The organism is Actinomadura sp. 6K520, assembly GCF_004349245.1.
In the GTDB taxonomy this organism is placed as follows: Bacteria; Actinomycetota; Actinomycetes; order Streptosporangiales; family Streptosporangiaceae; genus Spirillospora.
Genome location: NZ_SMLC01000114.1, coordinates 1 through 24259, shown reverse-complemented (window position 1 = coordinate 24259; position 24259 = coordinate 1). Strand labels below are relative to the sequence as shown.

Below are 24259 nucleotides of genomic sequence, written 5' to 3'. Positions count from 1 at the left end.
GGCTTCCCGTACCGCGTGGCCGTCACCGGGACGGCGGCGGACGAGATCGCCGAGCGGCTGGCGGTGGCGGCCGGCGGGCCCTCGGCCGCCGAGCCCGTCCACCCGGTCCGGTCGCTGACCCTGCGCGGGGACCTGGAGTCGGCCGCCGTCGCCGAGGGAACCGCCGCGCTGGCCGGCGCCTTCCCGCCGCTGTTCCCCGCGGAGAGCGCCGAGGACCCGGCGGGCGAACGGCTCGCGCGGGCGATCGGCCGGTTCGGCCTCCCGCTGCGGCTGCGCCCGGCGCGCGGAGCGTCCGGCGAAGGGACGGGCGCCTCGCTGGAGTGGGCCGGGGACGGCCGGCCGCGGACGTGTCCGCTGATCGGCAACGACCCCGCCGACGCGGAGAGGCTCCTTCTGGAGGCGCTGGCGATGCTGTACGCCGACGGCGCGGATCTGAAGGCGGAGCCGCTTCGCACGCCCGGCGGGCGCTTCCTCCCCGACCTGCCGACCCACCCGTTCCGCCGCACCCGGTTCTGGATCGACGAGCCGCCCATGGGCGCGGCGGCGGGCGGACGCGTGAACGGGACGGCCGCACACGGCGGTGCGGAGGGAGCCGTGGAGGCCCCGCCGCCCGACGACAGGGACGCGGTGCGCGACTTCCTGTTGACCCGGCTCAAGGACGTCCTCCAGTCACCGGACGACCTGGATCCCGAAGTCTCGCTGCAGGAGGCCGGCGCCGACTCGTTCATCACCACGCTGTTCATCACCAAGGTCGAGGAGCACTACGACCTGGGCCTGCCGCCCGAGGACCTGCACGTCGAGAGCCCGCTCGCAGAGCTGATCGCGACGCTCGCCGACACGATCGCCGAGACCGCGGTGAACCGGACGGAGCGCAGCGCATGACGGCCATGGTGCGTCCCAGGGCGGTGCCCCACCCGACCTTGCGCCTGATCGTCTTCCACCACGCGGGAGGCTCGTCGGCCGCCTACATGCCGCTGGCGCGCGCCTTGCCCGGCGACTGGGAGCTGCTGCTCCTGGACCTGCCGGGACGAGGCGGGAGCCGCCGCGTCGGCCCCTTGACGGAGATGCCGTCGCTGGTGGAGGCGACCACGGACGCGGTGCTGGAGTGGGCGGGACCGCCGGTCGCCCTCTTCGGCCACAGCCTGGGCGCGATCGTCGCCCTGGAGACCGCCCGCCGCCTGGAGGCGCGCGGCGTCATGCCCCTGTGGGTGGGGGTGTCGGGGCGGCCCGCGCCGGACTGCCCCGTGGCCGAGGCGCGCCCCCTCTACGAGCTGCCCGACCGGGAGCTGATCGGGGCGCTGGCCCGCTTCGGCGGGATCCCCGCCGAACTCGACGAGCTGCCCGAGTTCCGCGACCGGTTCGTCCGGCTCGTGCGGGCCGACCTCCAGGCGCTGGACTCCTACGTCCCGGCGCCGTGGCGAAGCCCGCTGAACGCGCCGCTGACCGTGTTCGGCGCCGTCGACGACGAGCTGGCGCCGGCGGACACCGTCGAGCCCTGGAGCCGGGAGACCGCCGGCGGCTTCCGGACGCGCATGTTCACCGGCGGCCATTTCCATTTCCTGGGGCGCTCCTTCCCCGGCTTCGCGAAGGTCCTCGTCGACGAGGTCAGTCGCAGGACGGTCGGCCCGGAGGGTTCCGGACCCGGGCGGGAGCGCTCCGGGCCGCTGTACATCCGGTGAGCCGCCGGCCGATCCTGTGGAGGTATTCGTCATGACGTCGGCGTCACGGGTGGACATACGCCCCCTCTGGGCGGGCTTCCCCACGGGGGTGGCGGTCGTGACCGCGCTGGCGGCCGACGGCCGTCCCTGGGGGATGACCTGCACCTCCCTCTGCAGCGTCTCGCTCGACCCTCCGCTGCTCCTGGTGTGCCTGCGGTGCGGGAGCCCGACCCTGGAGGCGATCCAGAGCACCGGCGGCTTCGCCGTCAATCTCCTGCACGACCGGGCGCGGCCCACCTCGGACCTCTTCGCCTCCGGTGTGCCGGACCGCTTCGACCGCGTCAGCTGGCTGGTCGGTCCCGGCATGGCCGGGCCGCGCCTGGTGGACGCCGCCCACACCGTGGCGGACTGCGCGCTCGCCGAGGACCGGACGGTGGGCGACCACAACGTGGTGATGGGCGCGGTGCTCGGGGTGACCCGGCTCAGCCGGCAGCGGCCCCTGCTGTACGGGCTGCGCCGCTACTCGTCCTGGCCCGAGCCCGCCGCGGACGCCGACGCCGGGCCGTTCCCGCGCGGCTTGTCGCAGGTGTTCGAGGGGCTGGGATAGCGGGCTGGGATAGCGGGCTGGGCCTCCGGGCCCCGCCGCCGGCGGCGGGCGCAGTGGAAAACCCCGGGGGCGGGGTCCCCGGGGCTACCGCGTCGTCGGCGCTCGCGTCAGGCGACGGTCGCCAACGGGCCCAGGCTCGGCAGGACGAGCAGGATCGGCGGGCGGGCCCAGCCCAGCGGCCGCATCGTCAGATCGACGCCCGTCGTGGAGCCCGGGCCCAGGGTGATCGGGCCCACGGTGGCGCCCAGGATCGGCGGGTCGGCGGCCTGGTCCAGCAGCGGCGTGATCGGAGCGCAGGAGCTGTTCGCCACCGCGTGCACATACCAGGTGCCGGCGGGAACGCTCGCCAGCGTGAACGGCTCCCCGTGGCCGATGACGTCCCAGGAGACGGCGGGGCCCTGGAGGATCGCCGACTCGAAGACACCCACGTAGATCTGCGAATGCAGTTCGCCTTCGGCGCGCGTACGGCCGGTCACGACGGCCCCCTGGCCGGGCCCCGCCGAGCGCGGGCGGCCGGCGGCGCGGGCGGTGTTCGGAACGCTCCATCCCTGCCGTGTCAGGCGGCGGTACTCGGTGGGCGACAGGCCGACGGACTTGGTGAACCGCCGTGTGAAGGTACCGGTACTGCTATAGCCGACCTGCGCGGAGATATCGGCGACATTGAGTGACGACGTCAGCAGCAGCCGTTTGGCCTCCTGTAGCCTCACCGCGCCCAGAAATCGCCCCGGAGTCACCCCCGTGACCCGGCTGAAGAGCCGTAGGAAGTGGAATTTGCTGACCATTGCGCCTTCCGCGAGTTCATCCAGATAAAGGGGTTCGCCATGGCGTTGATATATTGTTTCGACGGCGCGTCTAACTAGGTGCTCCACTTCGCATCCTCCTGGTGATCGCCTCAAGCGGCTGAACGGCGCCGAAATTCTGCGCGGCCGGTCCGGGGCGCCGCCGGGCCCGGCGTTCGCGAACTGAGCCTCCCCTTCTTGTGTCCTCATGGACGTCGCTGGAAGCAGGCACCGCCCCCGTGGCGGCACCGCGACGCGATAAAGAGGTGCATTAATTGCGGGAAATGCAATGTATTTGTACATTGAAAACCCACACTCGTGATACTCTCCCATGCGCCGCGAAGCTGTCTTCTCCAGGGTTGCCTGACACGATCATCTGACTGCGCGCAAAGCGAGTCGAATATGATCGGAGTTACTCAGTGTGCCGAGATATGCGTTGCTTGTGATGAGGCATTCTCGGCCGTCGGCCAGCAGAAAGGAAAAGGGCACGCAAAATTAATCGGAGGGTCCTCGTGGAGCCATTTCGGCCCTGTTACGGACGGTCCGATAGGGTCTTCGCGGAGATATTCGCCGGCCGGGCGCCGCACGGCCGTTCGCCGGCGGCCGGCCCGAACATGTGGCACCCAGGGTGCCTCGCCGGTCTGACAGCCCGCGCACGAACCGCCTACAGGGGACGCACACGCCTGACCGCGCCCTGATCGAGACCTGAGAGAGGCGAGAGAGGCCGCTTCTACCTTCGGGGAACGATCCGTCGTCCCTAGCTAGGAGAGGCAATGGTCCGAAACTCATCCCGCCTGGTCGTGTCGCTGCTCTGCGCGCTCGTCCTCGTCGTGACCGGCGCGTTCGCGGCCGCCGCGCACGTCGTGCTGCGGCCCGGCACCGCGACGCAGGGCGCGTTCACGAAGCTGACCTTCCACGTCCCCAACGAGAAGGACAGCTCCAGCACCGTGAAGGTGAAGGTGGTCTTCCCCGACGACCGGGACGAGCTCATCCCCGCCGCGGTCGCGCAGACCAAGACCGGCTGGAAGATCAAGATCGACAAGGTCCGGCTGGACGAGCCGATCATCGTCGAGGGCCAGGAGATCTGGGAGGTCGTGCGCTCGGTGACCTGGACCGCCGTGGCGGGCACCGCCAAGATCGGTCCGGACCAGTTCGACGAGGTGTCGGTGTTCGGCGGCCCGCTGCCGAAGGTCGGCAAGATCTACTTCAAGGCGTACCAGTACCAGAGCGACGGCCAGGTGGTGGCCTGGGACCAGATCCCGAGCGACAGTGATCCGCACCCGGCCCACCCCGCGCCCGGCCTGACGCTGACCCCGGCGAGCGGCGGGACCGCGCAGAAGTCCGGCATGGTCGGCGCGCCGGCCGGCTTCACGGGGGACACCTCCGTGCGCCTGGCGGCCGCGGCGGAGGGCGCCCCCGCTGCGGAGGACCGGTCGCCGTCCATGCTCGGGACGTCCCTGGCGGTCGTGATCTTGCTGGCCGGCGGCATGGGCGTCGGTCTGCTGGCCGGGCGGCGGCGCTGGGCGCGGACGAGCCGCGGCGACGCATAGGGCCGGTGCACGGAGGTCCCCGGCGGGTGTCGCCCCACCCGCCGGGGATTTTCCCGCCCTGAGGAGCCTGCGGCGGGGCGGGGCTCGACCGCCCCGCCGGGGCGTCCCGTGCCGGCGCGGAAGATCCCGCGGCCGGGAGGCTCGGCCGCGGGATCGGTGCGCCATCGGCGGTCAGCCGGTGGACGCGGGCTCGCGCAGGGCCCACGCGCGCAGGTGCTCCGCGAGACCGGGCTGCCGGTCGGGCGAGATCATGGAGAAGTGGTCGCCCGGAGCGGTCTGCGTCTCGATGCCGGGGCACACCGAACGCCACGCGGGCACGGTGTCCGGACGGCCGGGCTCGTCGGCCGCCACGAAGAGCAGCACGGGCACGTCCAGCCGGCCCGGCCGGTAGGCCGCCAGCAGCGCCAGCTCGTGCTCCTGCACGCGCTTCATGCGCTCGTAGCCCGCCTCGTCGATGTCGCCGGGAAGGAGGCCGTGCGCGACGGCGGCGTCCCGGGCGACGCGGGTGAGGGAGCCGGGGGCCGCCGCCCTGAGCGCCGCGACCGCCTCCTCGGGCGGGTCGCCGAGCCGCAGCGTGCGCAGGAAGCCGATGTGGCGGTCGGCGTCGGTGAGCGGGAGGTGGATGTCCCTGATCTCGGTGTCGAACATGGCGATCCTGCACGCGTGGCCCTTGGCCGCGAGCTGGCGGCCCACCTCGTAGGCGATGGACCCGCCCATCGACGCTCCGCCCAGCAGATAGGGGCCTTCCGGCTTGTACCGCAGGAGCTCCTCCCGGTAGGCCGCCGCCAGCGTCTCGAGGTCCGGCGCGAAGGCCGCTTCGGAGTCGTCGACGAGCGGCCGGCTCTGGAAGGCGCGCACCGGCCCCGGCCACGCCCGCGCCAGCGGCCGGTACGGCGAGACCGCGCCGCCCAGCACATGGAAGAGGAACAGCTCCTCCCCGCCGCCCTCGGCGAGGCCGACCATGCAGGAGACCTCGGGGCCGCCGCCCGCCAGCAGGCCGGCGAGCCCGCGGACCGTCGCCGCCTCGAAGATCCGGCCCATCGGGATGTCGGAGCCCAGCTCGACGCGGATCCGGTTGGCCAGCCGCAGCGCGAGCAGCGAGTTCCCGCCCAGGTCGAAGAAGTTGTCGTCGGGGCCCACGGAGGGGAGCTCCAGGAGTTCGGCGCACAGGCCCCCCAGCCGCTCCATGACCGCCGGGTCGGCGCCGCCGTGGCCGCCGTCCCCGCCGAGGGCCCGTTCGTCGCCGGCGGCGGTGTCGCCGGCGAGGTCGGGCATCGCCAGCGCGGCGGCGTGGTCGACCTTGCCGTTCGGCGTGAGCGGCAGCCTCTCCACCACGTGGACGCGGCTCGGGATCATGTACCGGGGCAGCCGTTCCGCCAGGTGGGCGGAGATCCCGGCCTGGTCGGGTCGCCGGCCCGGCTCCGGCACGAGCAGGGCCGCCAGCCGCTTACCGCCGGGCGCCCGGTCGACGCAGACCACGCACTCCCGCACGTCGGGATGGGTGCGGGCCGCGGCCTCGACCTCGCCCGGTTCCACCCGGAACCCCTGGATCTTGACCTGCCGGTCCTCCCGGCCGAGGAACTCGATCGTGCCGTCCGGCCAGTACCGGCCGAGGTCGCCGGTCCGGTAGAGACGCTCGCCGGTCCCGGGATGGTGGACGAAGCGCTCCTCGGTGCGCCTCTCGTCCCGCCAGTACCCGCGCGCCAGGCCGAGGCCGCCGATGTAGATCTCCCCGGTCGCCCAGGGCGGACGCACGTCCAGCCGGTGGTCGAGCACCTTCATGGTCTGGTTCGTCAGCGGCCCGCCGTAGGGGATGCTCTGCCACTCCGGGTCGACCTCGCCGACGTCGTAGACGTTCGACCAGATCGACGCCTCGGTCGCGCCGCCCATGGCGAGGACGCGGCACCCGGGCCACAGCGCGCGCATCCGGCCCGGCAGCGGGGTCGGGATCCAGTCGCCGCTGAGCAGGAACGCGCGCAGCGGCGGCAGGCCGAGCTCGGGCCGCTGCTCGGCGAGCTCGACGATCATCTCGGCCAGCGCCGGCACGGAGTTCCACACGGTGATCCGCTGCTCGCGGGCGGTGGCCGCCCAGCCGAGCGGATCGGGGCGGGCGGTGGCGGACGGGAGCACGAGGGCGCCGCCGGCGGCCAGCGTCCCGAACACGTCCCACACCGACAGGTCGAAGCTGAGCGAGGAGATGCCGAACACGCGGTCGGCCGGTCCGAGGCCGATCCGCCGGTTGACGTCCGCGATGGTGTTGAGCGCGGCGCGGTGCTCGATCACCACGCCCTTGGGCCGCCCGGTGGATCCCGAGGTGTAGATGATGTAGGCCGGGTCGTTCTCGTCGCCGTCGGCGGGCGGCGGCTCGGTACCGGGTTCGATCTCGTCGACGTGCACGGCGGGGACGTCCTCGGGACGGACCGCCGGGGTGCGGTGCGACTGGCGGAGCACGACGCGGGCGTCGCACTCGCCGACCATCAGCCTGACGCGCTCGGCCGGCAGGTCCGCGTCCACCGGGCAGTACACCGCGCCCGCGCGCAGCACGCCGAGCACCGCGACCACCTGCTCCCAGCCCTTGGCCATGACCACCGGCACGACGTGCCCGCGGCGGATCCCCCGGGCGTGGAGTTCGTGCGCGACCGCGGCCGAGGCCCGTTCGAGTTCCCGGTAGGTCAGCGTGCGCCCGGAGGCGGTGAGCGCGACCGCGTCGGGCCGGGCGCGGGCCTGGCGCAGGAAACCGTCCTCCAGCCGGCCCGCGGGGGCCGGGGCGGCGGTGTCGTTCGCGGCCGCGACCACGGCGCGGTGCTCGGGCGGCACCGGATCGGGCACGGTGTCGGCTCCGTCCGGGCCGGCCAGCGTCTCCAGCATGCGCCGGTAGCAGTCCACGACGGCGGCGGGCAGGCCCGGTGGGAAGGCCTCCTCGACGAAGTCGATGTTGGTGGAGATCCCGCCGTCCCTGGCGTCCCGTATCTGGTTGTCGACCAGGACCTGCGGGGTGTGCTGGATCCGCTCTACCAGCCGGAACGCGGGCCGCCCGGCGGGCATGCTGTCGTATCCGGGCCCCTGGTTGTTGGTGAACACGTAGGGGAACGCGGCGCGCTGCGTCCAGCCGTTGCGCTTCGCCATCTCGCGGCTGATGCGCACGGCGGTGACGTCCTTGTTGGCCATGTCGCGCCAGAGCCTGCGCTGCAGCCGCTGCGCCCGCGCCCAGAAGTCCTCGTCGTGCCGCAGGTCCACCTCCAGCGGCAGCGTCGCGCTGCGCTGCCCGACGACCTCGTGGCCGCCCGGCCGGTACGCCAGGTCGTACTGGTGGACGAAGTTCAGGCAGAAGTGGGGGCTGGCGGACCACGCCCCGAGCGCCTCGGCGAAGACGTGCAGCAGGGCCGTGCTGGGCAGCACCCGGTGCTTGCGGAAGCTGGCGCAGAACCGCCGCCACTGGCGCTCGTTCAGGTGGGTGGTCCGGCCGGTGAAGGAGACCGCGTCGATGCTGCTCGCCTGGCGGGCCAGGGGGAGCATCGGCGCCTCGGGCAGCGTGTCGAGGCGCTCCTTCCAGTAGGCCCACTGCTTGAGGAACTCCTCGTCGTCCTCGCTCGCCAGGCGGGACAGCCGCCATTCGCGGAAGGTCTCCTTGACGGGCGGCAGCACGACGTCGGGGTTCTTGTAGTACTCCATGAAGTCGGTCGTCACCGTGCGCATGCTCGAACCATCGAGCAGGATCAGGCTCATCCGCACGTGCACCCGCACCCGGTGCGGCCGGACGCGGCTCACGACGACCTCGAACAGCGGCCAGCCCGCCGGGTCGAGGCCGGCCCCGCACATGCGGTCCCGGATCTGGCGGATCGACTCCTCCTGGCGGTCCCGGCCGAGGTCGGTGAGGTCGACGACCGGCACGTGGACGTGCGGGGTCTCCTCGATCCCCATGACCCGCTGGCCGCCGTCCCTGAGCATCACCGTCCGGAGGTGCTCGTGCCGCTCGACCACCTTGTTGACCGCGTACTCGGCGCGTTCGGGGTCGAACGCGACCGCCTCGGCCTCCAGGTAGTAGTTCTGCCGCCCCCCGAGTTCGAAGACCTGGCTCCTGCCCACCATGTACGCGGACTGCAGGTCGGTCAGGGGGAACCGGTCGGGGAGAACGGGGCCGCCGCCGGCGGGCGGAACGGCCGGCTCTGTCGTCGTCACTGCTTCCTCCCATTCGCTTCGCGGGCGTTCACGGGCCGCGGCACCGGAAGATCCCGCCCGATCTCGGGCACGACCCGCTCCGGCATGTCGTGCAAGAAGAAATGGCCGCCGCCGAACGTCCGCACGACGCAGCCCGCCGAGGTGTGGCGGCGCCACGCCCGCAGGTCGCCGGCCGTCGTCTCGGCGTCGTCCTCGCCGCCGAACACCGAGACCGGGCACTCCAGCGGGGGAGCGGGCCGGTGCCGGTACGTCTCCACCACCGAGAAGTCGGCCCGGATCGAGGGCACGAGCGGCGCGATGACGGCGGGGTCGAGGAACTCCGCCGGGGTGCCGCCGAGTTCGCGGAGCCGGGCCAGCAGGTCGGGCAGCGGGGCGTCGTGCACCGGCGGGCGCTTCGCCGGGACGTCGGGGGCCGCGCGGCCCGAGACCAGGAGGCGGGCGGGCTCGCCGAGGCCGCGGCGGCGAAGCTCGCGGCACACCTCGAACGCCAGGAGCGCCCCCATGCTGTGGCCGAACCAGGCGTGCGGCCGGTCGAGCAGCGGCGCGACCGCGTGGACGAGGCGCGTGACGATGTCGTCGGCGCGGGTGAGCGGCGGCTCGCGGAACCGGGCCTCCCTGCCGGGCAGCCGGACGGCCACCAGTTCCACGTCCGGGGGCAGGAGCCGCGCCCACGGGCGGTAGACGGACGCGCCGCCCCCGGCGTGCGGCAGGCAGAACAGCCGGAGCCGGGGTGCGGGGACGCGGTTCCACCGCACCGTCCATCGGGCCGCCGCGGTGCCGGTCCCCGTGGCGCCGGCCTCGGCCGGCGCCGTGGTCAGGCCATCCATGTCGCAATCCTTTCGCCGAGCATGAGGCAGGTCAGCGCGGGCGGCGCGCTGACCGGCGAGGGCATCACCGAGGCGTCGCACACCATGAGCCCGTCGATCTGGTGGACCCGGCACCGCTCGTCCACGACCGCGAGTCCGTCGCCGCCCATCCGGGCGGTCCCCGAGGCGTGGAAGAGCGGCGTGACCCATCGCCTGAGAGCCCTCGCGAGCAGGGCGCCGTCCTGGACCATCCGCTCGGTCCAGACGATGGGACGGCCCAGCAACTCGCTCATCTGCGCGGAGCGCAGGATCGACCAGGCCGTCCGCACTCCGCGCATCAGCCGCGCGGCGTCGCCGGGCTCGGCGCACAGCCCGAGGACCAGGTCCGGCGGGCGGCCGGGTTCCGGGCCGGTGGCGTGCACGTGGCCGCGCGACTCCGGGGCGAGCAGGACGGCGGAGACCATCGCGGCGACCCGCCCGCCCAGCATGGGGCCGACCCGGGGCACGGCGGCGGTGGTGACGTTGGAGGCGAGGAAGATCCCGAGGTCGGGGTCGCCGCCGCCGGCCGCCGCGCCGGTCGCCGGCGTCCGGGCCATCACCTCGTACCAGGGCAGCCCCGCCCGGCAGACTCCCGGCAGCGGGGTCGCCAGGATCGGCACGGCCGGGTGGTCGCAGAGGCCGTGCCCCACGCCGGGCAGATCGACCAGCGGCTCGATGCCCGCCGCTTCGAGCCGCCGCGCGTCGCCGATGCCCGAACGCTGCAGGATCAGCGGCGTGCCCACCCCGCCGGCGGCCAGCGTGACGCGCCCGGCGGGGACGAAGCGGGGCCCGCCGGGCGCGGCCGCCTCCACCCCCGTCACGCGTCCGCCCGCCAGCCGGACCCGCACCGCCTCGGTCCGGTCCCACACGGTCAGGTTCGGACGGTCCCGGGCGGCGGCCAGATGCGTCAGGTCCGGGGACATCCTGCGGTCGCCGAGTTCGTTGCGCGGGATGCGGCCGGCCCCGCTCCGGCCCGTGCCGTTCAGGTCGCCGAGCGCGGGGATGCCGAGCCCGCCGCAGGCGCGGACGAACGCCGCGGCGAGCGGGCTCAGCGCCGCGGAGTCGGTGCGCCGGATCGGCACCGGCCCGTCGAGGCCGTGGACCTCGTCCTTGTGGTCGGCGTCGGACTCCAGCCGGATGTAGTGCGGCAGGACGCGGTCCCACGACCATTCGGGGTTGCCCGCGGCGGCCCACCGTTCGAAGTCGGAGGGCAGGCCGCGCAGCGCGATCGCGCCGTTCACGGCCGCGGTGCCGCCCACGGTCCTGCCGAGGGGGTAGGGGCAGTCGGCGCCGGCGGCGCCGAGGTCGATCCGGGCCGAGTAGTCCCAGTGGCGACCGGTCAGGACCGGTATCCCCGACCTGGACTCCGCCGCAGCGGTTCCCGCGCCGGTTCCCGCAGCGGTTCCCGCAGTGCCGGTTCCCGCGGCGTCGGTTCCGGCTTCGAGGAGCAGGACCCGCCGCCCGGGGTCCTCGGCCAGCCGGGCGGCGAGCACGGCGCCCGCCGTGCCGGCGCCGACGACCACCTCGTCCCACGGGCCGGGCGCGGCGCCGCCGTCCGGGGCGTTCACGGGGTCGCGATCCGCTCGCGCACGGCGGTCGCGAGCTCGCTGATCGTCGGGTTGTCGAACAGCAGCTCCAGGCCCTCCTCGGCGGTCACGTCGAGGCCCGCCTCGTCCCGGAGCCGGTCGATGATGCTGACCGCGTGCAGGGAGTCGGCGCCCAGCTCGAAGAAGCTCTCCTCGACGCCGAAGTCCGCGTGGCCGAGCGCGTCGCTCCAGATCTCGAAGAGCCTGCGCTCCATGTCGTCGCGCGGGGCGACGAGGTCCCCGGCGGCCTCCTGCTCCCACGGCAGGGGCAGCGCCGACGGGTCGACCTTGCCGTTCGCGCTGAGCGGGAGCCGGTCGACGAACACGTAGTGGCGGGGCACCATGTAGTCGGGGAGGAGCTCCGCCAGATCGCCGCGCAACCGCCCGGCGTCCGGGGCCGGCCGTCCGGCGGGCGCCAGCGCGGCCAGCACGTGCTGGACGTGGACGTCCACGACCGCCGGCCCGTCGGGGATCGAGCCGAAGCGCGCGAAGCCGGCCGCGGTGGCGAGGTCCCGCCAGCGGGACACCGGAAGCAGCGGTCCCTCGCCGTCCCCGTGGCCTTTCGCGAGTCCCTCCAGGAAACCGACGGTCACGAGCTGCTGCAGCGAGTTCGCCGTGCCCTCGATGAGCAGGAGCAGACCGCCGGGCGCGAGCGCGGAACGCAGGTGCCCGAGGCTCCGGTCCAGGTCGGCGGCGTCGTGCATGACGTTGGCGGCGATGACGAGGTCGACCGAGCCCGGGGCGACGCCCTGGTCGCCGGGCGGGCGGTCGATGTCGAAGACCGCGTAGTCGACGAAGCTCCGGTCGGCGAACCGCGCCCTGGCGCGCTGGCAGAAGTACTTGGAGACGTCGGTGAAGGAGTAGCGGACCCCTTCGGCGGGGAGTTCCGCGAACACCTCCGCGGCGGTCGCGCCGGTGCCCGCCCCCACTTCGAGGATCCGCAGGGTCCGGTCGGCGCCGGCGGCCGCGCGCCGGCAGAACGCGGCCGCCGCCTTGGCCACGATCCGGTTCTGCAGCCGCGAGACCGGGTTGCCGGAGTAGAGCGCGTCGGTGACCGCGGAGTCGCCGCCGGGGAGCAGCAGGCTGAGCGGGCTGACCTCACCGCGCAGCAGCTCCGGCTGCCGGTCGGCACACGCCCTGAAGTAGTCGAGGAGGGCCCGCTCTCTCTCCCGTGCTTCGATGGCGCCCACCCCCTCCCGGACGGTCCGGTCGAGTTCCTCCGCGTCCAGGAGCCGCTCGCAGCGGTACTCCCCGGTGGTGCCGTTGCGCGCCAGGTATCCCTCGTCCGCCAGCACCGACATCCACCGTTCGACGAGGTCGCCGTACCCGGGCTTGATCCCGTGGCGCTCGACGACGGCCGCGCTCGTCGCGGCCTCCCCGGGGGTCTGGAAGAGTCCCAGGCGGGCGAGGGTCCGGGCCATCACGGGCGGGCACAGCCGCTCCACGGCACGCCACACGTCCCGGTACCGGGACAGTTCGGCGTCGAGCTCGGCGGCGACCCGGGCCAGCTCCGAGCTCCCGGCCTCGACGGCCGGTTCCCAGGCGTCGTGGACGGGGTCGCCGTGGCCGTCCGCCGCGGTGCCCGCCCGCCCGGCATCGGACGGGACCACGTACGCCACGAGCTGCCGGCGGCCGGTCCGCGGCTCGGCCCGCACGGTCACGACCGACTCGCCGACGTCCGGGCGCCGCTCCAGCGCGGCGTTGATCTCGCCGAGCTCGATCCGGTACCCGTTGATCTTGACCTGGTGGTCTTCGCGGCCGAGGAACTCGATGTCGCCGCCGGGCAGGTACCGGCCGAGGTCGCCCGTCCGGTAGAGGCGCTCTCCCGTCGCCGGATTCGTCACGAACCGCTCGGCCGTGCGCTCGGGGTCGGCCCAGTAGCCGCGCGCGACGCCGATGCCGCCGATGAAGATCTCACCGGTGGTCCACACCGGCCGCGGGCGGAACCCGTCGTCGAGGACGTGGAGCGTCTGACCGCGCAATGGCTTGCCGTACGGGATGCTGCTCCACTCCGCGGGCACGTCGCCGATCGGGTAGCAGACCGACCAGATGGACGCCTCGGTCGCGCCGCCCAGGCTGACCACCTCGGCGCGGGGGTGCAGCGAGCGGACCGCGTCCGGCAGGGACACCGGGATCCAGTCCCCGCTGAGCAGGGCGAGCCGCAGCGTGGAGTCCGCGGCGCCGTCCGACCGGACCTGGGCGTCCGTCCACGCCTGCATCAGCGCGGGGACCGAGTTCCACACCGTCACCCCGTGCCGCCGCACCAGCTCGGTCCAGTGGGACGGGTCGTGGTGCCGGTCGGGGGCGGGCATCACCACGGTGCCGCCGGCGGCCAGCGTCCCGAAGACGTCGTAGACCGACAGGTCGAAGCTCAGCGCCGACAGGGCGAGCACCCGGTCGGCGGGGCCGATCCGGAACCGCCGGTTGATCTCGGCGACGGTGTTGACGGCACCGCGGTGGTCGATCATGACGCCCTTCGGGCGGCCGGTGGACCCCGAGGTGAAGATCACGTACGCCAGGTCGCCGGGCGCGGGGGAGTCCGGCAGCGGGCCGGCGCCGGCCGCCCGGACCTCGTCGTCCGCGAAGGTGATCACCCGCACGCCGGGCGGCCAGGCGAGCCGGTCCCGCAGCGCGGGCGTGCTGACGACGATCCGGACGGCGCCCTGCTCCAGGAGGTCCGCGCGCCGCGCCTCGGGCCACTGCGGGTCGATCGGCAGGTAGGCGGCGCCGGACGCGGTGACGCCGACGACGCCGGCGACCTGCTCCCAGCCCTTGTCCATGACCACGCCGACGAGGGTGTTGGGGACGGCGCCGAGCTCCCGCAGCCGCCGGGCCAGCCGGCGGCCGCTGGAGACGATCTCCCCGTAGGTGTGCTCCCCGGCGGAGTCGGCGACGGCGGTCGCGTCCGGGGTCCGGGCGGCCTGGGCCTCGACGAGCCCGCACAGGCCGGCGTCCGCGGCGGCGGAAGCGAGGCCGGGGCCGTCGCCCTCGGCGGCCGGCCCGGGGGAGTTGGCGCGCAGCCGCTCGTCGGCCTGCCAGCCCGGCAGGGCCGCGAGCGGGCCGGGCCGGCTCCACGCGTCCTCGTCGCGGGCGAGCCGGTCGAGCAGCGCGTTGTACGCGGCGAACATGTCGTCGAGCATCCCGGCGGGGAACAGGCCCTCGACGGCGTCCCAGTTGTAGGTCAGGTCCCCGTCCTCCTCGGACACCTGGTGGTCGAGCCACACCTGGGGGGTCTGGGTCAGGCCGTGCACCTGCTCGCCGAAGAACCTGATGCCCTCCGACGGGTCGTGGTCGGGCGTGCCGAAGACCAGGGCGCTGGTGAACACGATCGGCATCGCGGCGGTGGGCCCGCTGCCCAGGCGCCGGCTCCGCTCCCGCTGGACCCGCACGCCGCTGTAGGCGAGATGCTCCATGTCGCGCATCAGCTGCCGCTGGATCCCCCCGGCGCGCCCGGCGAACGACGCCGCCGCGTCGTCGCGGACCTCCAGCATCGTCAGCGTCGTGAAGTCGCCGATCACACGGTCGATCTGCGGGTGGGCCCGCGGCCGGTTGAACAGGGTCAGGTTGAGGGTGAAGTCGGGTTGCGCGGACCACTGCCGGAGCACTTCGGCGAACGCGTTCATCAGCACGGTCGAGGGGGTGATGCCGTGCAGCTGCGCGGTGCGCTTGACGGCCGTCCACCGCTCCTCGGGAAGCCGGGCCTGGCGGCGCGTGAACTCCGTGCGCGCGAGCTGCGAGGGCCGGGTCGCCAGCGGGAGCGCCGGGGCGGGCGGAAGCGTCTCCAGCCGCTCCAGCCAGTACTCCTCGGCCCGCTTGTAGCGGCCGCCCTCCCTGGCCCGCTCCTCGTGCAGGACGACGTCGCGGTACGACAGCTCCAGCGGCTCCGGCGTCCAGCCGGGATCCTCGTAGAACCGCCGCCAGTCCTGGAACAGCAGGTAGAGGCTGAGCCCGTCGAGGATCATAATGTCGAAGCTGAAGTACAGCCGGAGCCTGCCCGGCCCGGTCGCGACGGCGCGGATGTCGAACAGGGGCCAGGCGTCGGTGGAGATCGACTGGTGGTCCATCTCGGCGCGGAGCGCCCGGGTCACCTCGTCGCGCCGGTCGGGGGAGAGCCCCGCCGCGTCGGTGACCGGGATCTCGTAGGCGGGGACGTCGCGCAGGACGCGCTGGCGGCCGTCCGGCTGCACGACGGCGCGGAGCATGTCGTGCCGGTCGATCACCGCGCGCAGGCTCGCGTTCAGCCGCGCGACGTCGAGGCCGTCGGCGTCCAGCTCGAAGTACAGGTGCGTGGAGACGCCGCCGAGCTCGACGGCCGATCCGCGCCCCACCCAGTACGCGTGCTGGATGTCGGTGAGCGGGAAGGGCTCGTACCGCTCCTCGGGCCGCGGCTCGATGCGGGCCGGGGCCTCCTCCGACTCGCTGCGGCGCAGCAGGTCGAGCAGTTCGTCCCGGTTGCCCCGCAGGCGCGCCCGCAGCTCCGGGGTCAGGGAACCGGTGGGCGCGAGAACGTCCAGGCGCCCGTCGGTGACGCGCAGCTTGATGCCGCGCTCATGCAGTTCGTTGAGCAGGTCCTGCGCCATGAGGTCTCCTTCGTCGGTTCGCCCGGGGCCGGTGCGCCCGGCCGGACGCGCGTCATCTCCGGTTGAACTCGGCCGCGACGGCTGATCCCGCGCGCGGATCGGTGAGCAGGGTGTGGTGGGTGCCGGGCAGGGCGGCGGTGTCCACGGCCCCGCGGGTCAGCCGCGCCCAGCCCCAGTCGGGCGAGCCGCCGCACGGGTGGCCGGCGAACTCGCTCGCGGTCCCGTCCTGCGCGCGCAGCACGGTGACGTCGGCCGCGATCACGGGCGCCCGGTAGGAGTTGCAGGCCCGCACGACGCCCCGGAACACCGCCAGCGCGGCGGCGAGGTCCGCCGCGGAGATCTCCGGTGCGGACACGCCCTGCTCGCCCGCCAGTGCCAGGAGCCGCGCCCGGGTCTCCTCGTCCGTGGAACCGGCCACCGGGGTGCCCGCCGGGACCAGGCCCGGGTCGAAGCCGCCGCCGAGATCCTCCAGGAACCACAGCGCCAGCCGGTCCTCGTCGACCTCGCGCGGCGCGACGGGGGCCGGAGCGTCGATGACGACGAGCCGCTCCACGGTCTCGCCGAGGTCCTCCAGCCGGTGCGCCATCTCGAAGGCGATCACCGCCCCCGACGACCACCCGCCGAGCAGGTAGGGGCCCCGGGGCCGTTCCTCCAGGAGCGCGCCGACGTAGAGGTCCGCCAGTTCCTCGACGGTCTCCAGCGGCTTGCGGCCGTCGGCCGGGCCCGGGGCCTGGAAGCCGATGCCGGGCCGGTCGAGCGACTCGGCGAGGCGCTGGTAGCACAGCACGCCGCCGCCCGCGGGATGCACCAGGCACCACGGGGTCCCGTCCGCGCGGGTGTTCAGCCTGACGAGCGGCGACCACGCGGCCTCGGCCGTCTCCAGGTAGGCGGCCAGCCCCGCGATGGTGGCCCGTTCGAGCATCGTGCCCAGCGGGATCCGGCGGCCGAGGCGCTCGGCGACCTGCGCGATCACGCGCAGCGCCGCGAACGACTGCCCGCCGAGGTCGAAGAAGTCGTCGTCGACGCCGATCGGCCGGCCGGCGTCCAGCAGCGACTCCCAGATCTCCGCCAGGACGGCCTCGGTGGGGTTGCGGGGCGCCGTGTGGACGCGTTCGCCGGCCCCGTCCGGACCGCCCATGCCCTCCAGTGCGCGGCGGTCGAGCTTGCCGTTGCCGGTCAGCGGGAGGGCGTCGAGCACGGTGATGCGGTGCGGGACCATGTAGCCCGGCAGCCGTTCCGCGAGCCGGGCCCGCAGCGCCTCCGGCTCGGGCGGTTTCGCACCGTCCGCGCCGACGACGAACGCGGCGAGCTGCCGCCCCGCCCCCGAGGAGCGCGCCACGACGGCCGCCTGCCGGACCCGGGGGTCGTCCAGCAGGCCGTGCTCGATCTCGCCCGGCTCGACCCGGAACCCCTGGATCTTGACCTGGAAGTCGGCGCGCCCCAGGAACTCGATGTCGCCGTTCGGCAGATACCTGCCGAGGTCTCCGGTGCGGTAGAGCCGCTCGCCGGTGCGGGGGTGGGCGACGAACGCGTTCCGCGTCCGCTCCGGGTCGCCGAGGTAGCCCATCGCCACCCCGACCCCGCCGATGTGGAGGTGGCCGGTGACCCAGGTCGGGGCGTCCCTCCCCTGGTCGTCGAGCACGTGCCAGGTCTGCCCGGCCAGCGGCCGGCCGTAGGGGATGCTCGTCCAGTCCGGGTCGACCTCGGCGATGGGGTGGTGGATCGACCAGATCGATGCCTCGGTGGCGCCGCCAAGGCTGATCACGGACGCGTTGGGCGCGACCCGCCGGATCCGGTCGGGGAGGTCGACGGGGATCCAGTCGCCGCTGAGCAGCACCGTCCGCAGGGCCGGGAACCGGGCGCCCGCGGCGGTGGCCTCCTCGACCAGGAGCTGCATGAGGGCGGGCACCGAGTTCCAGACGGTGACGCCGTGCTCCCGCATCAGCTCGATCCACGACGCCGGGTCCGGCCGGCCCTCCGGCGGCAGCACCAGCGTCGCGCCGGCCGCGAGGGAGCCGAAGATGTCGTAGACCGAGAGGTCGAAGCAGAGCGAGGAGACACCGAACACCACGTCGTCCGCGCGGATGCCGAACCGGGCGTTGATGTCCGTCACGGTGTTGAGCGGGCCGCGGTGGTCCAGCATCGCGCCCTTCGGCCTGCCGGTGGACCCCGAGGTGTAGATGACGTAGGCGAGGTCCTCGGGCTTGCGCGCCGCGCCCGCGTCCGCGCCGTCAGGGTCGGCCTCGTCCGCGGCGACCTCGTTCGTGCCGGGGTCGTCCACGGCGAGGACGGGGACGTCCGCGATGGCCGCCAGCCGGGCTCGGGACGCAGCGTCGGTGACGACGGCTGCGGCGCCCGTGTCGGTGAGCAGGTACCCGATCCGGTCCTCGGGCCAGGACAGGTCGATCGGCACGTACGCGGCGCCCGCGGTCGGCGCCGCCAGGACCGCGACCATCTGGGCGTGGCCCTTGGGCAGCGCGACGGCCACGAGATCGCCGGGCCGCGCGCCCGCGCCCCGCAACCGCGCGGCCAGCCGGTGGACCCGGTCGTGCAGCCCGGCGAACGTGATCTCGCCCGCGGCGTCGATCACGGCGGGCGCGTCCGGCCGCTCGGCCGCCTGCCGCGGCAGGGCGTCGTGCAGCAGCCCGGGCGGCGCCGCCGGGGCCGACCCGTTCAGCGCCGCGCGCTGCTCCGCCTGCGCCGCGGGGAACAGCGCGGCCGCGGTCCGCTCCCACGCCCGGTCGTCCTCGGCGAGGCGGGTGAGCAGTTCCCGGTAGCCGCCGGACATCGCGTCGATCAGGCCGTCCGGGAACGCCGCCTCGATGACGTCCCAGATCACCCAGAGCCGGCCGTCGCGCAGCTCCCAGAACTCGGTGTCCAGCAGCGTCTGGGGCGTCTCCAGCATGGAGTGGAACGGCCGGATCGTCGGCCCCACGAACAGGGCGCTGCCGACCGCGAACGGGCAGATCGCGCGCCCGGGGGTCCGGCGCACCCGGTTCAGCTCCTGGAGGACGCTCGCCCCGCTCCAGTGCGACTGCGCCACGTCCGCCATCACCTGCGCCTGCAGCCGCCTGACCCGGGCGGTGAAGTCCTCGTCGTGCCGCCAGTCGACCTCCAGCGGGTACAGCGAGGCGAACTGGCCGAGGACCTCCCAGCTCTCCGGATGCAGCGGCAGCCGGTGCGTGATCATGTTGTTGAGCAGGAAGTGCCGGGATCCGCTCCAGTACGCGAGGACTTCGGCGTGCGCGCCGAGCAGCGCGTTGGTCAGGGTCAGGCCGCGCGCCTCCGCCCTGCCCTTGAACGCGCTCCACAGCTCCGGCGGCAGCAGGATCTCGCGCCGGTACAGCATCGACCTGCCCCGGTGCGCCGTCCCGGAGGCGAGCGGGACGTCGGGCGCGTCGGGCCAGCCGGCCATCCGATCGCACCAGTACTTCTTCGAGGCCAGGCCCAGCGGCGACTCCTCCAGCCGGTTGAGCGCCAGCACCTGGTCGCGGAAGCTCAGCTCCAGTTCGGGCAGCGGCTGATCCGGGTGGTGGTAGTAGTGCATCGCGTCATTGATCAGCTGCGTGCCGCTCGGCGCGTCGGTGAACACGTTGTTGTTGTTCCAGTGGAGGCGGGCCCGCCCCTCGCCGTACAGGCAGATGTGCGGATGCAGCCAGGGCCAGCGGTCGTGCGGCGGCTCCTCGCGCTGCAGCCGCGCCCGGACGCGGTCCAGGTGGGCCTGTGCCTCCGCGTCGGGAAGGTCCCTCAGGTCCGACACCGTGACGGTGACCGGTGCCGGGTCGCGCACCGTCTGCACCCTCATGTCCTCCCGGACCACCACGATGCTGTCGCGCTGCCGCTGGATCGCCCGGTTCAGCGCCTCCTCGTAGCGGACCGGATCCAGCTCGTCGAAGTCGAACTCCATGTACTGGTGCGGGCGCACGTGGTACTCGAAACCCTCCTGCCCGCCCATGAGGAACGACATCTGCAGGTCGGGAGGGGTGAACGGCTCGTACAGGTGCTCCTTGTCCGGGACGATCCGCGGCAGCTCCGCGGCGTCCGGACCGTCGCCGCTCGTCTGGGCCAGCCATTCGAGCAGCTCGGTCTTGTGCCGGGCGAGGGCGCCGCGCAGTTCGGCGGAGAGCCGCCCGCGGGGCGCCGTCACCTCGATCCGGTCCCGGCCGACCAGCTTGAGCCGCACGTCGGCGGCGGCCAGGTCCGCGAGCAGCGACGAGACGGTTCGGGGATGGGGGTCGCCCATGTCATCTCTCCTTCTGCGGGGGCGCCGCCCGGGCGGCGGCGGAGCAGGGGGTGTTCACAGCGTCAGGACCTCGATGTCCGCCGACTCGTCCGGTTCCTCGCCGGCGGACATGACGTTCCGCACGGCGAGCTGGCGGCAGATCGTCTCCGCGATCTCCAGCGCGGTGCCGCCGCCGAGCAGCAGATCGGCCGGGACGTCGGACGCGAAGTCCGCCTGGAGCCACTGCCGGAGCCTGACGGTCGACAGGGAGTCGAGGCCGAGCATGTTGAGGTGCGTGCGGCCGAACTCGGCCGCCGCCCGCTCGCGTTCGGCGTCGGCCATCCCGAGGACCATCGCCACCCGGTCCAGCAGCTCGCCGAGGACGGCGTCGCGGGCGGCGTCGGGATCCTTCAGCGACAGCGCCATGAGCTCCTCCAGCCGCTCCCGGTCCAGCGGCCCGGCCCCGGCCCGTTCGGCGGGCACCACGTCCGCGAGCAGCGTGTAGGGCGACGCGGCCGGCGCGGCCGCCGCATACCGGACCCAGTCGACCGCGGCGAGGCCCACGTGCGGACCGGTGTCGGACGGCAGGTCGGCCAGGGCGCGGAGCGCGACGTCGGTGGGCAGCGCCTCGATCCCGGACGCCTCCAGCCGTTCGCCCAGCTCCCGGCGCGCCACCATGCCGGTCTCCGCCCACGGCCCCCAGCTCACGCTGACGGCGGGCAGGCCCTCGTGCCGGCGGACCGCGGCGAGCGCGTCCATGAAGGCGTTGGCGGCGATGTAGTTCGCCTGCCCGGCGGAGCCGATCAGCGAGGCCATCGACGAGAACAGCAGGAAGAAGTCGAGCCCGGCCTCGCGGGTCTCCCGGTGCAGGTGCCACGCTCCCCGCACCTTCGGATCCATGACGGCCTCGTAGCGCGGCCCGTCGAGCTCGGTCAGCAGGCCGTCGTCCGTCACACCGGCGGCGTGGACGACGCCCCGCAGCGGCGGCATGTCCCGGCGAACGGACGCCAGCAGGTCCGCGACGCCGTCCGCGTCGCCGAGGTCGGCCTTCCGCAGCTCGACCCTGACGCCCCTGGCGCGCAGTTCCGCGACGGGGGCCGGTACCTCGTCGGGCAGCGTGCGGCCCGCGAGGACCAGCGAACACGCCCCCGCGTCGGCGAGCCGTCCGGCGACCGCGAGCCCGAGCCCGCCCAGCCCGCCGCTGATGAGGTAGGTCGCGCCGTCGCGGACCCTGAGCACGCGATCGCGGGCCGCGGACGACGGCGTCCGGGCGAGACGGGCCTCGAACCAGCGTCCGCTCCGCACGGCCAGGTGGCCCGAGCCCGGGAGCGCCGCGGCGCGCCTGAGCACCGTCTCCACCGGCGGCGCCGGTTCCGCCGGGTCGAGGTCCAGCTGCACGCACTTGATCGCGGGGTGCTCCGCGACGATCGCCCTGGCCGCCGCCGTCCAGACGGACTGGGCGGGGTCCGGCGGGCCGTCCTGCTCGCGGGGCGCCGCGGCTCCGGCCGAGCAGAGGATGATCGGCGGGAGGTCGTCGGCGCAGCCGCGCAGGAAGTGCCTCAGCACGGTGAAGCCGCGCCGTGCCAGCCGGTAGACCGCATCGGGGCGATCGTCGTCGAGCGGACGGCCGTCCGCCGTGCCGCCCTGGACGATCAGCCCGCCGACCGGCGTCCCCGCGTCGCGCAGCGCGCGGACCGCACGCTCGACCGCGTCCTCCAGCCCGGCCTCGCCTGCTGACGAGCCGTCCAGGTGAATCGCCGTCTCGCCGAGTGCGTCCAGTTGGTCACACCAGTCCTGGGCGCGGCGCGGGTCGAGGCCGAAGACCAGCCACGGACCCGAAGCCGAGGTGGTGCCGCCGACCTCCGGACGGCCGGTGAAGGGTCGCCACTCGATCGCGTAGGGGCGGGGGCGGGCACCGGACAGGTCGGCGAGCGCGGCGGCCGGGACGCGGCGGAGCCGGAGGCCCGCCAGGTCCGCGAGGACCGCACCGGCCTCCGAGAACACCGCCAGATCCAGCACGCGGTCACCGGAGTCCCGCGCCTCGCGGAGGCGCATCCGGCAGAGGGCACGGGCGGGCAGCGCGCCGCGCACGCGGACGCGGTCGACGGCCGCGGGTAGCCACAGCGCGTCGTCGTCGGCGGCGAACGCGGCGCCGACATGCAGGCAGGAGTCGAGGATACGCGGATCGAGGATCCAGGACCCGGCGCCGTTCGTCGCGGTCTCGCACTCGACCAGGCCGAACGCGGTATCGCCGTCGCGCCACAGCTCTCGGAGGCCGCGGAACGCGGGACCGTGCTCCACGCCGGCGGCCCGGAAGCGCTCGTACACGGCGTCCGCGGCCTCAGGGGTCATGCGGGACCGGACGCCGGCGAAGTCGATCGCGGCGTCGGCGTCCTCGGCGTGCTCGGCGGGTGAATGCGGGTCGGCCTCGGCGGCCCGCACCGTCACGTGTTCGGTCCATCCGGTCCGCGGTGCACCTTCGGCGCGGCTGAAGCATCGCACCCTGCGGGACCCATCGGAGGAATCGACGACCGTTTGCGTCGCGAGCGGAAGTTCCTCGGCGAAATGCATGAAGGTGTGGAACTCGACGCCATCGAGCGACCACGACGGCACATCCGGACCGGCCACTTCGCGCAGCCCGGACAAGGCCCAGTCGATCATCGCCGCCGCAGGGACGACCGGGGTTCCCATGAGCCGGTGGTCATTCAGCTGCAGGGGGCCATCGAATTCGACCGAGCCCTTGAACCACTGCCTCTGCGTATCCGCGAGATCTACTTCCGCGCCGAGCAGGGGATGCGAGGCCGAATGGTTCGTGATTTGCGCCGGCACACCATTGTTCTTCGGTGTGTGGAGCCAGTGGGTGTGGTGTTGGAAGGGGTAGGTGGGGAGTGGTGGGAGTGGGGTGTGGGTGGTGTTTTGTGTTGGTGGGTTGGTTTGGGGTGGGGTGGTTGTGTGGTGGTGGGTGTGGAGTTGGTTGATGGTGTGGTGGAGGTTGTGGGTGTTGTTCTGGTTTTTGTGGAGGGTGGTGATGGTGTGGGTGTTTGGTTGGGTGAGTGTTTGGTTGGTGGGTGGGGTGAGGGTGGGGTGTGGTCCGATTTCGAGGTAGGTGGTGGTGTTGTTGTTTTGGAGGTGTTCGATGGTGTGTTGCCAGTGGGTGGTGTGGGTGAGGTGGTTGGTCCAGTAGGTGGGGTTGGTGAGTTGTTGGGTGGTGGCTTGTTGGCCGGTTTGGGTGGAGATGATGGGGGTGTGGGGTGGGTGGTAGGTGAGTTGTTGGGTGGTGTGGTGGAGTTTGTTGAGGATGGGTTTGAGGAGGGGTGAGTGGAAGGGGTGGGTGACGTTGAGTCGGGTGGTTTTGTGGCCGTGTTGGTGGAGGAGTTCGGTGATTTTTTGGAGTGTGTGGTGGTCGCCGGAGATGGTGGTGGAGGTGGGGGAGTTGATGGCGGCGATGTTGATGGTGGGGTGGTTGGTGGGGTCGATGTGGAGGTGGGTTTTGGTGAGGTGGGTGAGGTGTTGGTGGTTGATGTCGGCGGCGTACATGGCGCCGTGGCCGTCATCGTGGCCGTCACCGTGGCCGTGGCTGGTGGGGAGGGTGTGGGTGAGGTGGGCGCGGGTGGTGATGAGTGTGGCGGTGTCGGGGAGGTTGAGGACGCCGGCGAGGTGGGCGGCGGTGATTTCGCCGATGGAGTGTCCGGCGAGGTAGTGGGGGGTGATGTTGTGGTGGGTGAGGGTGTGGTGCAGGGCGGTTTGGATGGCGAAGATGGCGGGTTGTGTGTAGAGGGTGGTGTCCAGGAGTTGGGCTTGGGGTGTGTGGGGTGGGGCGAACAGGATGGTGTGCAGTGGTTCTGGTAGATGGGGGTCTAGTGCGGTGATGGTGTGGTCGAGGTGGTGGGTGAAGGTGGGGTTGGTGGTGTAGAGGTCGTGGGCCATTTGGGGCCATTGGGAGCCTTGGCCGGTGTAGAGGAAGGCGAGTTTTCCGTTGGGGTCCAGGTCGGGTGGTGTGACGGTGAGGCCGGGTGCGGGTTGCCCCTGGATCAGGGCGTGCAGCGCGGTGCGGAAATGGTTCAGGGTGGTGCCGGTGATCGCGGCGCGGTGGTGGAAGGTGCTGGTGCGCTGCTCTAGTTGGTGGGCGATGTTCAGGGGTGTGAGTTCGGGGTGGCGGTTGAGGTGGTCGAGGAGTTGGTGGGCTTGTTGGCGTAGTGCTGTTTCGGTTTTGGCGGACAGGCGCCAGTCGACTTGTGGCGGTTGGGTTTCGT

Annotated in this window: 11 protein-coding genes; 4 read left to right on the top strand and 7 right to left on the bottom strand. The window is 73.4% G+C overall.

Going from position 1 to position 24259, the window contains the following annotated elements; translation table 11 throughout:
* The 3 genes from E1289_RS25720 to E1289_RS25710 all read left to right on the top strand — a co-directional run.
* Window positions 1-882, top strand: an 882-nt coding sequence (locus tag E1289_RS25720; protein WP_207929146.1) for an acyl carrier protein, incomplete at its 5' end; no start/stop codon positions are given.
* Window positions 879-1679, top strand: a complete 801-nt coding sequence (locus tag E1289_RS25715) for an alpha/beta fold hydrolase (RefSeq protein ID WP_131984517.1) — start codon at window positions 879-881, stop codon at window positions 1677-1679. The genes E1289_RS25720 and E1289_RS25715, both read left to right, overlap by 4 nt.
* A 31-nt stretch (window positions 1680-1710) precedes the next feature.
* The gene (locus E1289_RS25710) at window positions 1711-2265 is read left to right on the top strand and encodes a flavin reductase family protein (RefSeq protein WP_131984515.1); all 555 of its coding nucleotides are present in this window, start codon (window positions 1711-1713) and stop codon (window positions 2263-2265) included.
* 107 nt (window positions 2266-2372) lie between these two features.
* Here E1289_RS25710 and E1289_RS25705 read toward each other — a convergent pair whose 3' ends face one another.
* Window positions 2373-3134: an AraC family transcriptional regulator gene (locus E1289_RS25705; protein ID WP_165970610.1), complete on the bottom strand. Its 762-nt coding sequence runs from the start codon at window positions 3132-3134 to the stop codon at window positions 2373-2375.
* 683 nt (window positions 3135-3817) lie between these two features.
* On the opposite strand from E1289_RS25705, the gene E1289_RS25700 reads away from it, so the two are divergent.
* On the top strand, window positions 3818-4594 hold the full coding sequence (locus tag E1289_RS25700) for a YcnI family protein (protein WP_131984511.1): 777 nt from the start codon (window positions 3818-3820) through the stop codon (window positions 4592-4594).
* 171 nt (window positions 4595-4765) lie between these two features.
* On the opposite strand, the gene E1289_RS25695 is transcribed toward E1289_RS25700, so the two are convergent.
* The 6 genes from E1289_RS25695 to E1289_RS25670 form a co-directional block, all read right to left on the bottom strand.
* Window positions 4766-8773 (bottom strand): non-ribosomal peptide synthetase, encoded by a 4008-nt coding sequence (locus E1289_RS25695; RefSeq protein WP_131984509.1) that lies wholly within the window; start codon window positions 8771-8773, stop codon window positions 4766-4768.
* The gene (locus E1289_RS25690) at window positions 8770-9600 is read right to left on the bottom strand and encodes an alpha/beta fold hydrolase (protein ID WP_131984507.1); all 831 of its coding nucleotides are present in this window, start codon (window positions 9598-9600) and stop codon (window positions 8770-8772) included. The genes E1289_RS25695 and E1289_RS25690 overlap by 4 nt, the downstream gene beginning before the upstream one ends.
* Entirely contained in the window at window positions 9588-11186 is a 1599-nt protein-coding gene (locus E1289_RS25685) for a GMC family oxidoreductase N-terminal domain-containing protein (protein ID WP_131984505.1), read from the bottom strand. The genes E1289_RS25690 and E1289_RS25685 overlap by 13 nt, the downstream gene beginning before the upstream one ends.
* Window positions 11183-15784, bottom strand: a complete 4602-nt coding sequence (locus E1289_RS25680) for a non-ribosomal peptide synthetase (protein ID WP_131984503.1) — start codon at window positions 15782-15784, stop codon at window positions 11183-11185. Before E1289_RS25680 ends, E1289_RS25685 begins: the two co-directional genes overlap by 4 nt.
* Window positions 15785-15836: 52 nt before the next feature.
* Window positions 15837-20027 (bottom strand): non-ribosomal peptide synthetase, encoded by a 4191-nt coding sequence (locus tag E1289_RS25675; protein WP_131984501.1) that lies wholly within the window; start codon window positions 20025-20027, stop codon window positions 15837-15839.
* 54 nt (window positions 20028-20081) lie between these two features.
* The coding region (locus E1289_RS25670) for an SDR family NAD(P)-dependent oxidoreductase (protein ID WP_131984499.1) at window positions 20082-24259 on the bottom strand (4178 nt) is incomplete at its 5' end.